The sequence below is a fragment of the Methylobacterium sp. J-070 genome (assembly GCF_022829385.1).
Taxonomy (GTDB): Bacteria; Pseudomonadota; Alphaproteobacteria; order Rhizobiales; family Beijerinckiaceae; genus Methylobacterium.
This window is the reverse complement of the sequence record NZ_JAKSXX010000166.1, coordinates 79,539-88,446: the sequence shown is the minus strand read 5'-3', so window position 1 is coordinate 88,446 and position 8,908 is coordinate 79,539. Positions and strand designations below refer to the sequence as shown.

The following is an 8,908-nucleotide window of genomic DNA, read 5'->3' as shown; positions in this document are numbered from 1 at the left end:
ATAGGCGGCCAGCGGCTGCTCCACCCCGGCCGCCACCTCCAGCCCGTCCCGGGCGAAGGCCGTGACCGCCTCGGCCGAGGTCGGCGCCCGCACCAGGCTCGCGTGCTGCAGGGCGCGGGAAAGGAACAGGTCGTAGGCGCTGCCCCGGCCCACCGAGACGCGCACCCCTTCGCGGTCCACCGCCTCCAAAGTCCGGATCGGCGAGTCCGCCGGCACGAGGTAGCTGCCGGCGATCAGCACGTAGGGGTCCGTGAAGGCGATGCCCTCGGCGCGCTTCGGATCGATCGCCAGGAAGCAGATGTCCCAGATGCCGGACCCCGCCGAGCCCGAGACGGCCCCCGCCCCCGGGAAGGTCACGAATGCCACCGTCACGCCGAGCCGCGCGGCGAGCGCCCGGGCCAGATCCACCGAGACCCCCGCCGGACCGTCCGCGCCGCCCTGGGCCAGGACCGGGTTGCCGAGATTGATCGCCGCCCGGAGCGTGCCGGTGGGGGCGAGATCGTGCAGGACCGCGGGATCGGGGGTCATCGGTTGCGGTTCCGCGCGCGCCGGGGTGGACAGGACGAGCAGGCCCAGGGCCGCGAGGAGGCGCATGGCGGCCGATCCGGCCTCAGGCACGTCCGACCTGCCCGGTCGACGGCGGCGTCTCGGCGCGTGCACGCCCCTGCGTGCCGCCGCGTGCCCCCCGGCGGCGGCGGCGCGCCAGCATGTTGAGGCCCTCGACGCCGGCCGAGAAGGCCATGGCGGTGTAGATGTAGCCCTTCGGCACGTGCGCGCCGAACCCCTCGGCGATCAGCGTCATGCCGATCATGATCAGGAAGCCCAGCGCCAGCATCACCACGGTGGGGTTGCGGGCGATGAAGGCCGAGAGCGGCTCGGCCGCCAGCAGCATCACCGCGACGGCGACGATCACCGCCACCATCATCACCGGCACGTGCTCGGTCATGCCCACCGCGGTGATGATCGAGTCGATGGAGAAGACGAGGTCGAGGAGCAGGATCTGGCCGATCGCCGCGCCGAAGCCGAGGCTGCCGCCGGATGCCGTCGTCTCGGGCTCCGGGTCCACGGTGTGGTGGATCTCCTTGGTGGCCTTCCACAGCAGGAACAGGCCGCCGCCGATCAGGATGATGTCGCGCCAGGAGAAATCCTGGCCCAGCACCGAGAAGACCGGCTCGGTCAGGTGCACGATGAACGCCACGGTGCCGAGCAGCCCCAGCCGCAGGATCAGCGCCAGGCCGATCCCGATGCGCCGCGCCCGGGTCTGCTGATCCGCCGGCAGCTTGTTGGTCAGGATCGAGATGAAGATCAGGTTGTCGATCCCGAGCACCACCTCCATCACCACCAGCGTGGCGAGGGCCGCCCACACGGCGGGTTGGCTAGCGAGCTGGATCAGGTCGGTCACGGGCGGGAGGTCTCGCTGGTCGGGAACAGATGGCTGCCGAGGGCGGCCAGGTCGAAGGGGGTCGGGCCGCGCACCGGTTCCGGGGCGAACACCCGCAGGATCTTCGGGATCACCTTGAAATGGGCCGGCGTGTGCGTGGTCAGCTCGCCGTCGGTGTTCACCGGGCGGGGCCGGCGGGTCGTGAGCGTGATGTCCTGCGCGTGGAAGGCCCGCACGTCGGCGGCGCGGCCGTGCGTGCCCCGCCGCAGGGCGGGAAGCAGCGCGATCAGCCGCCACCAATGGTCGATTTCCAGGCTGTAGAAATCGAGCTTGCCGTCATCCACGGCGGCATTCTCCGCGACGGTCATGCCGCCGCCGTAATGGCGGCCGTTGCCCACCGAGACCTGGATGGTGGTCACCTTCTCGACCGTGCCGTCGTGCTCGATCGTCACCGTGAAGGGCCGCACCCGGCGCAGCACCCGAATGGCCGCGACCGCGTAGCCGAGCACCCCCCAGGTCTTCTTCGACTCGGCGGTGAGTTCCCCGGCCAGTTCGGCCGAGAAGCCGACGCTCGCCACGTTGAAGTAGTAGTGCCCGTTGACCCAGCCGAGGTCCACCGGTCGCGCCTCGGCGGTGGGGATGAACCGGGCCGCCGCGAGGGGATCCAGCGGCAGGCCGAGGGAACGGGCGAGGTCGTTGGCCGTGCCCAGCGGCAGGATGGCCAGCGGCAGGCCGCTGTCGACCAGCGCGGGCGCGGCGTGATTCATCGTGCCGTCGCCGCCGCCGAGGATCACCAGGTCGACCTCTCCGGCCCGATCGCGGATCACGTCGCGGCATTCGGCGTCCGGCGGCGGCTCCACCGGCTCGATGCCGCCCGCCCGGAGGACCTGCCGCACCGCGTCGAGGTCGAGCGCGCCGTTGCGGGCCTTGGCGTTGCAGATGAGCAGCGCCCGGCGCTGGGCGGTCGTCATCGCGGTCCCCCGGATTGCGGGCCGGACGGCGTCTCGATCTCAGGTCGGGCCACGGGATCCTCGATGCACGACGGCGCGGGGCGGGGGGATGATGGAACCTGGGAACGGCCGAGGGCCGGCTCGCGCCGAGACTGTCCCCGACTTGGTACCCAAACGCACGAACGCAACCCCATCATCCCCGCAATCCAGGGCTGGTCACGGCCGCGCGATCCGGCAGGATGATGGACACGCCCGAAACGTCCGCGCCGCGCGGGCGCATTCTCCGTCACGTCCGATCCGGCCGCCAGGAAGGCACCGATGCCCGCCACCGTTCCCCACCGACCCCACGCCCTCGCGCTCGGCCTGATCCTGCCGCTGGCGTTCGCAGGTGCCGCCTCGGCCCAGCAGCAGAATGCGGCGCCGGTGGCGGGCTGGGTGGATCCGCCGTCCCGCGCGTCCGCGCCGGCGCCCGGCGCCGCGCTGGCCGGCAAGGATCGGACCGGCGAGGCGGTCCGGGACATGGCCGGAACGCAACCGCCCCGGGAGCCCGCGAAGGCCGACGTCGGCCGGACGGGCGAGACGGCGCCGGGGCGCCAAGCCGTCAAGCGCGAGCCCGCCGAGGAGGCCCCGCCGACGGCCGCCCGCGTGCGGATCCAGAATCCGCGGCGGGCCGCCCCGCCGGATCGCCCGTCCGGCCGGGAGGCGCAGCGCCGCCGCGCGCACCCGGCGTACCCCTTCGCGGCGATGCCCGCCGGCGTCGATCCGGATCCGGCCGTCTCGGCGGAGCGCGCCGCCGCGGCCCGGGCGCTGACGGCCGACTACCTTGCCACCGTCTCGGGTCCCGGCGACGCCATGGTCGGGGCGGCCAGCCGGTTCTACGCCACGCGCGTCCGCTTCTACGGCCGCCCGATCACGACCGCCGGCCTCGTCGCGGAGAAGCGCAGCTTCGTCCAGCGCTGGCCCGAGCGGCGCTACGAGCCGCGGGCGATCCGCGCCGCCTGCGATCCCGAATCCTGCACGATCCGTGCGCTGGTCGCATTCCGCACCGCGAATCCGGGGCGCGGGGCCGTCTCCAGCGGAGAAGCCGAATTGATCCTGGACGTGGGATTTGCCGGCACCCGGCCCTACATCGTCGGGGAGACCGGGCGCGTCCTGCGCCGCAGCCTCCAGGCGGGCACGCTGGCTCCCACGCCCGGCAAGGCGTAAGAGCCTCCCGGCGTTCGGGATTTCAGTGAGGCGCGCTCAAGCGGGCTCCGTGCCGCGCGGATCGTCGCCAGGATCGGGTGTATGACGTCTTCAACGGTGCTGGCGAAGCAGGATGCGGGGCCGGTGCGTCCGGCCCTCGACGATCCCGGCCGCACCGCCCTCCGCGCGGCGATCCGGGCGGAGATCGCCCGCGCCCGCCCGCGCCCGGTGGCGGTGCGGACCCTCGAACTGCTCGCGGAGGCCGCGGCCGCCCCGGACGCCGACGGATCCGGCATCCGGATCCTCGACCGGCACGGTGCCGGGCGCCTCCGGGGCGACACCTCAGAGCCGATGACCCTCGCGGATCTGGTCGCGGAGTTGCAGGAGCGGCATCCCGGCCTGTTCCTGCCGCCTGAGCCTGAGCCGGCTCCCCAGGTCGAGGAGCCCCGGGATTCGGCCCTGCTGAGCGGCGCCTACGAGATGAAGGCCGCCACCGCGCGCTTCGTGGAGACGCAGTCCGAGCGCGCCCGATCCCTGGCGGAACGCTCCTCGGTGCAGGGCCGGGTGCTGGCGCAGAACGCCGCCGGCCGGTTCGCGACCCTGCGGACGAGCCTGCGCGGCCGGTTCGCCCGGCCCGCCGACGCCGTGTCCGACGGGACCGGCGCGGCCGACGCCGCGCGGCAGGCGGACCCGGTGGAGGCCTGGAACACGGGGCCCGGCCGGCTCGGCGACACGGTGCGCGACGGCCTGGAGACTCTGCGCGACCGTCTCGGCTTCGGCCAGGACATCGGGGACGAGGGCGCGAACCGCCAGCGGCGCTGGCTCACGGGCGCCAGCGTAGCCGCCCTCGTGGCGGTGATCGCCGCGGGGCTCGTCCTGGAGGGCCGCCCGCCCGAAACCGCGCGCCCCGCCACCACCGAGCGGCCGCCATCCCCGGCGACCGCGCCCAAGGGCGCCGCCCCGGCCGCCCCTGCGGCCCCGCCGGCCGCGACGCCGGCCGCCCCCGATACGGTCACCCCGCCCCCCGAGACCGGCGGCGACGCCGAGCCCGATGCGACCCCGCCGCCTCCGAACTCCGTGACCGGGCCGGTCCAGGTCGTCGACACCGCCACCCTCAAGGTCGGCGGCAAGGTCGTGCGCCTGTTCGGCGTCGAGTGGGTGCGGGGCGGTCAGGCGGAGGAGCTCGCCCGCTACATCGGCGGCCGGACGGTGACCTGCCAGCCCGCCCCGGGCAGCGAGACGATGAACTGCCTCGTGGACGGGCGCGACCTGTCCGAGGTCGTCCTGTTCAACGGGGGCGGCCGCGCCTCCCCGGAGGCGAGCCCGGAGCTGGTCGCCGCCGAGGATCACGCCCGGAGCGAGCGGCTCGGCGTCTGGAAGCGCTAGCGCGCCGCGCGGGCTTTGCCGGCCGGCGCGGCGACAGGCCGATTTCGGACGGGATGCGATCGGGAGCGGCTCCGGGCAACTCCGACCGGGAAGGAACGGCATGCCGGGCGAGATTTTCGGCCACATGGCGGACGGCCGGGCGGTCCGGCGCCACGTCCTGACGCGCGGCACCCTGCGTGTCGCCGTCATCGAGTTCGGCGCGGCCGTCACGGCGATCGAGGTGCCCGACCGGGCCGGCCGCCCGGCCAACGTTGTCCTCGGCCTCGACACCCTGAGGGGCTACGAGACCGTGAGCCCGAGCTTCGGCGCGGTGGTGGGCCGCTACGCCAACCGGATCGCGGGCGGCCGCTTCAGCCTCGACGGGCAGACCTACCGGTTGCCGGTGAACGAGGGTCCCAACACCCTGCACGGCGGCCCGCGGAACTTCGGCAAGCGTCTGTGGCGCACGGAGCAGTCCGACGCGACGAGCCTCACCCTGACCCGGCTCTCCCCGGACGGCGAGGAGGGGTTTCCGGGCGCCCTCGCGGTGCGCGTGCGCTACAGCCTGCCGGAGGACGGCGTGCTGCGCATCGACTACGCGGCCACGACCGACCGCCCGACGGTCCTGAACCTCACCAACCACAGCTACTTCAACCTCGCCGGGGAGGGGACCGGCAGCGTCCTCGACCACGTGGTGGACCTCGCGGCGGACGCCTTCACCCCGACGGACGCCACCCAGATCCCCACCGGGGAGCTCCGGCCGGTCGACGGCACGCCGTTCGATTTCCGCATCCCGCGCCGGCTGCAGGAGCGCATCCGGGAGGGCGATCCGCAACTCGCCATCGCCAAGGGCTACGACCACACCTTCGTGCTGCGCGGCCCGGCCGGGACGCTGCGGCCGGCCGCCACCTGCACCGATCCCTGGAGCGGGCGCCGGCTCGACGTGTGGACGTCGCAGCCGGCCCTGCAGCTCTACAGCGGCAACAATCTCGACGGCACGCTGATCGGACCTTCCGGGCGCCTCTACCGCTCCGGCGACGGCGTCTGCTTCGAGACGCAGGCGTTTCCGGATGCCCCGAACCAGCCGGCCTTCCCCTCCGCGGTGCTCCGGCCCGGCGAGGCCTTCGCGGCGACCACGGAGTTCCGGTTCTCGGTGGCGTGACGGGAGACCGACGAAAGCCGGCCGGTCACGGCCCCGTGCCGGCGTTCGTAGACGGTGCGGGCGGCTTCGACGTCCTCGACCATGGTCGGCTCCTGTCGGCGGCGGGGCGACCGGGTTCCAATCGGGGGTGCCGCACCGGTTGCTTCGATGCGCATCGAAGCATGCCGGGCGCCTCCGTGGCAGGATGGGCGCGTCCCGCCGGAGATCGACCATGGGCCCGCACGCGAACATCGCCACGTCGGCGTTCCTGATCGCCGATCCGGCACGGTCCCTGATGCTCATGGCCCTGCTCGACGGGCGGGCGCGGCCGGCGGGCGAGCTGGCCTTCGCGGCCGGCGTGACCGCGCAGACGGCCAGCGCGCATCTCGGGAAGCTGCTGCACGGCGGCCTGCTGGGGGTCGAGACCTAGGGCCGGCACCGCTATTACCGGCTGGCCGGTCCTCAGGTCGCCGTGACGCTGGAGAGCCTCGCGTCGCTGGGGCCGCCCGGCCCGGTCCGCCGGAGGCCGCTGAGCCGGGACGCGCAGGCCCTGCAATTCGCGCGCTGCTGCTACGATCACTTGGCCGGGCGCCCGGGCGTCGCGGTCGCCCGGGCCCTGGAGGCGCGCGGCTGCCTCGTGCCCGCGGACGGCAAACGCTACGACGTGACCCCGGAGGGCTCCGCCTGGTTCGCCCGCCTGGGTCTGGACGTCGCCGCCCTGAAGCCGGGCCGGAGCGGCCTGGCCCGGCAATGCCTGGACTGGACCGAGCGCGAGCACCATCTCGCCGGACCCCTGGGCGTGGAACTGATGGCGGCCCTGTGCGCCCGCGGCTGGCTGCGCCGCTCCGCGACGACGCGGGCCGTGCAGGTGACGCCCAAGGGATGGGACCGGCTGAGGACGCGGCTCGGCATCCAGCCGGCGTGATCGGCGGCGACCGCGGCCTCAGGCGGCGGCACGACGCGGCGCCGCCGGATCCGCGTCTTCCGGATCCGCCGGCGGCGGTCCCGGAACCGCCGCGGCCGGCGCGGCGGGGTCCGGCCGCCAGGTCCCGTCGAGCGCCAGCAGGGCGGCCTTCACCGCGTCGAGCCGCGAGGGCTCGCCCTCGGCCATGCCCTCGGCGGCGGCCACGTCCTTCAGGTACTCGTCCCAGGCCCAGCGGCGGAGGATCTCGCGCTTGCACGCCCGGAGCAGCCGCGGATGCGCCAGGACCGCGCCGGGCGCGTCGAACACCGCCGCCGGGTTGAGGAGCGCCCGCTCCAGGTCCGGCAGGGCCGGGCCGTCCGCACGGGGCGGTTCGCGCCGGTCCGGCCGCGGGACGCGGCCCGCTTTCCCCACCGGGCTCTCGCGGCGGATCACCGCCGCGCGCCCGGCGAGCCAGGACGCCGCGACGAGGGCCGCCGGCGGCCCGTCGTGTCCGGGCCCGATCCGGCGAAGTCCAATCCCATGATCCTGCATGTCAGCCTCCTCGTCGCTGGCGCGCCGGCTCAGAGGAGCCCCAGGCGCGCGGCCGATTGCACGCCGAAGCTCGCCGCGAAGGAGAGCAGGGCGGCGTCCCAGGCGGTCAGGTGCGGGGCGTCGGCCGGCGGTCCGGCCCGCGTGATCGCGCGGCCGAGCCAGGCGAAGCCCGACAGGCTCAGCAACCCGGCCAGGACCCAGGGGAGCGCCGGCGCGGGGCAGGGGGCCGCCAGGGCGACGCAGAGCAGGACGGACAGGAGCCACCCGCCCGGAACCGCCGTGTCGGTCCCCCCGGCCGGCCCGAGGCGGCCGCCGCGGCGCATCCGCGACCGGAGCCGGCGCGCGTTCTTCAGGTCGAATGTCGCCATTCCGGACCTCCCCGCATCAGTTCGGGACACCCGGGCGCGCCGCGCCGCGCTTCCGCCGACGGATGAACGCCGCCGGGAAGAGCGGCTTGCGCGGCGGCCCCGACCGCGAGCCGCCGTCCGACGAACCGGCGTCCAGGGCCTGCAGGGCGGCCAGGATGTCGTCGATCGGCGCGGGCTCGGCCCGGCAGCCCGGCAGGCAGCGGAGTGTCGGGCAGGACTCGACCGCCCGCGCATCCGACGCCCAGGATGCCAGGATCGCCCGTCGCTCGGCGCGCGACAGGCCCGGAGCGGCCAGCACCTCGCGCGGGTGCCGGAACACGTCCCCGGGGGCCACGAAGGCCTGGAACGGGTCGATGGCCGGGGACCTCAGGCTGGCGGCGGCCACCGGGCCGAGGCGGCCCACCGGAATTTCGTTCTGCATGGTCTCGATCTGCTGCATGCGACCCTCCTCCGCGTGAGCCAAGGTTGGGGCGGCCGGCGGTCCGGGCCGGCCGCCCCGTCATGCGTTCAGTCCGGAACACGCCGGGGCGGCACCCTCAATGCTTGGCCGCCGACGGGCCGTTGCCGTTGATCGCGATCCGGCGTCGACGCTCCGGCGCCTCGGCGGCGCGGGGCAGCGTCACGCTCAGGACCCCGTTGCGGAACGTCGCCTCCGCCTTGTCCTCCTCCACCGGGACGGGGAGGGCGATCGACCGCTCGAAGCGGCCGTAGCTGCGCTCCGTGTAGCCGCGCTCCCTGTCGCCGGTCTCGGCGCGCTTCTCGCCCCGCAGGGTGAGCACGCCGTCCTCGATGAGGAGCTCGACGTCCTTCTCGTCGAGGCCGGGGAGTTCCGCCGAGACCCGCAGCGCCCCCTCGGCCTCCGTCACCTCGACGTTCGGCCAGCCGAAGCTCCGGCCGGTCAGGCTCGGGACGGCGCCGAAACCGCTGAACACGTCGTCGAACAGGCGGTTCATCTCGCGGTGGAGGGTCAGGAAGGGGCTGACCGGCTCGTTCGGCAGGGGGGCGGGCGCCGGGGCACCGGTGCCGCGGTTCCAGGGGATCAGATCTCTCACGTTCATGGTC

Annotated in this window: 12 protein-coding genes; 5 read left to right on the top strand and 7 right to left on the bottom strand. The window is 74.7% G+C overall.

Annotated elements, in window-relative coordinates:
* The 3 genes from MKL01_RS18410 to MKL01_RS18400 all read right to left on the bottom strand — a co-directional run.
* Positions 1 to 594 (bottom strand): transporter substrate-binding domain-containing protein (locus MKL01_RS18410; protein ID WP_243906653.1); only part of this gene is annotated, 594 nt, incomplete at its 3' end.
* Between the two features lie 16 nt (positions 595 to 610).
* Positions 611 to 1,402, bottom strand: a complete 792-nt coding sequence (locus MKL01_RS18405) for a TerC family protein (protein ID WP_243906652.1) — start codon at positions 1,400 to 1,402, stop codon at positions 611 to 613.
* Positions 1,399 to 2,352 carry a lipid kinase gene (locus MKL01_RS18400; protein ID WP_243906651.1) on the bottom strand — a complete coding sequence of 318 codons (954 nt, stop codon included), beginning with the start codon at positions 2,350 to 2,352 and terminating at the stop codon, positions 1,399 to 1,401. Before MKL01_RS18400 ends, MKL01_RS18405 begins: the two co-directional genes overlap by 4 nt.
* Positions 2,353 to 2,649: 297 nt before the next feature.
* On the opposite strand from MKL01_RS18400, the gene MKL01_RS18395 reads away from it, so the two are divergent.
* The 5 genes from MKL01_RS18395 (at position 2,650) to MKL01_RS18380 (ending at position 6,947) form a co-directional block, all read left to right on the top strand.
* The gene (locus tag MKL01_RS18395) at positions 2,650 to 3,537 is read left to right on the top strand and encodes a hypothetical protein (RefSeq protein ID WP_243906650.1); all 888 of its coding nucleotides are present in this window, start codon (positions 2,650 to 2,652) and stop codon (positions 3,535 to 3,537) included.
* A gap of 81 nt (positions 3,538 to 3,618) precedes the next feature.
* On the top strand, positions 3,619 to 4,902 hold the full coding sequence (locus MKL01_RS18390) for a thermonuclease family protein (RefSeq protein WP_243906649.1): 1,284 nt from the start codon (positions 3,619 to 3,621) through the stop codon (positions 4,900 to 4,902).
* Between the two features lie 100 nt (positions 4,903 to 5,002).
* Complete coding sequence (locus MKL01_RS18385; protein WP_243906648.1) at positions 5,003 to 6,043, top strand: aldose epimerase family protein; 1,041 nt, start codon at positions 5,003 to 5,005, stop codon at positions 6,041 to 6,043.
* 211 nt (positions 6,044 to 6,254) lie between these two features.
* Positions 6,255 to 6,452, top strand: coding sequence for a helix-turn-helix domain-containing protein (locus MKL01_RS36010; RefSeq protein WP_313901475.1), 198 nt, complete (start codon positions 6,255 to 6,257; stop codon positions 6,450 to 6,452).
* A 42-nt stretch (positions 6,453 to 6,494) separates the two neighbouring features.
* The gene (locus MKL01_RS18380; protein WP_313901474.1) at positions 6,495 to 6,947 is read left to right on the top strand and encodes a hypothetical protein; all 453 of its coding nucleotides are present in this window, start codon (positions 6,495 to 6,497) and stop codon (positions 6,945 to 6,947) included.
* An 18-nt stretch (positions 6,948 to 6,965) separates the two neighbouring features.
* Here the strand turns inward: MKL01_RS18380 and MKL01_RS18375 are convergent, their stop codons facing one another.
* From MKL01_RS18375 to MKL01_RS18360, 4 genes are all read right to left on the bottom strand, one after another.
* Positions 6,966 to 7,478: a hypothetical protein gene (locus tag MKL01_RS18375; RefSeq protein WP_243906647.1), complete on the bottom strand. Its 513-nt coding sequence runs from the start codon at positions 7,476 to 7,478 to the stop codon at positions 6,966 to 6,968.
* Between the two features lie 29 nt (positions 7,479 to 7,507).
* Positions 7,508 to 7,846 (bottom strand): hypothetical protein, encoded by a 339-nt coding sequence (locus MKL01_RS18370; protein ID WP_243906646.1) that lies wholly within the window; start codon positions 7,844 to 7,846, stop codon positions 7,508 to 7,510.
* 16 nt (positions 7,847 to 7,862) lie between these two features.
* Positions 7,863 to 8,285, bottom strand: a complete 423-nt coding sequence (locus MKL01_RS18365; RefSeq protein WP_243906645.1) for a hypothetical protein — start codon at positions 8,283 to 8,285, stop codon at positions 7,863 to 7,865.
* A gap of 97 nt (positions 8,286 to 8,382) precedes the next feature.
* Positions 8,383 to 8,904 (bottom strand): Hsp20/alpha crystallin family protein, encoded by a 522-nt coding sequence (locus MKL01_RS18360; RefSeq protein ID WP_243906644.1) that lies wholly within the window; start codon positions 8,902 to 8,904, stop codon positions 8,383 to 8,385.
* Positions 8,905 to 8,908: the final 4 nt, after the last annotated feature.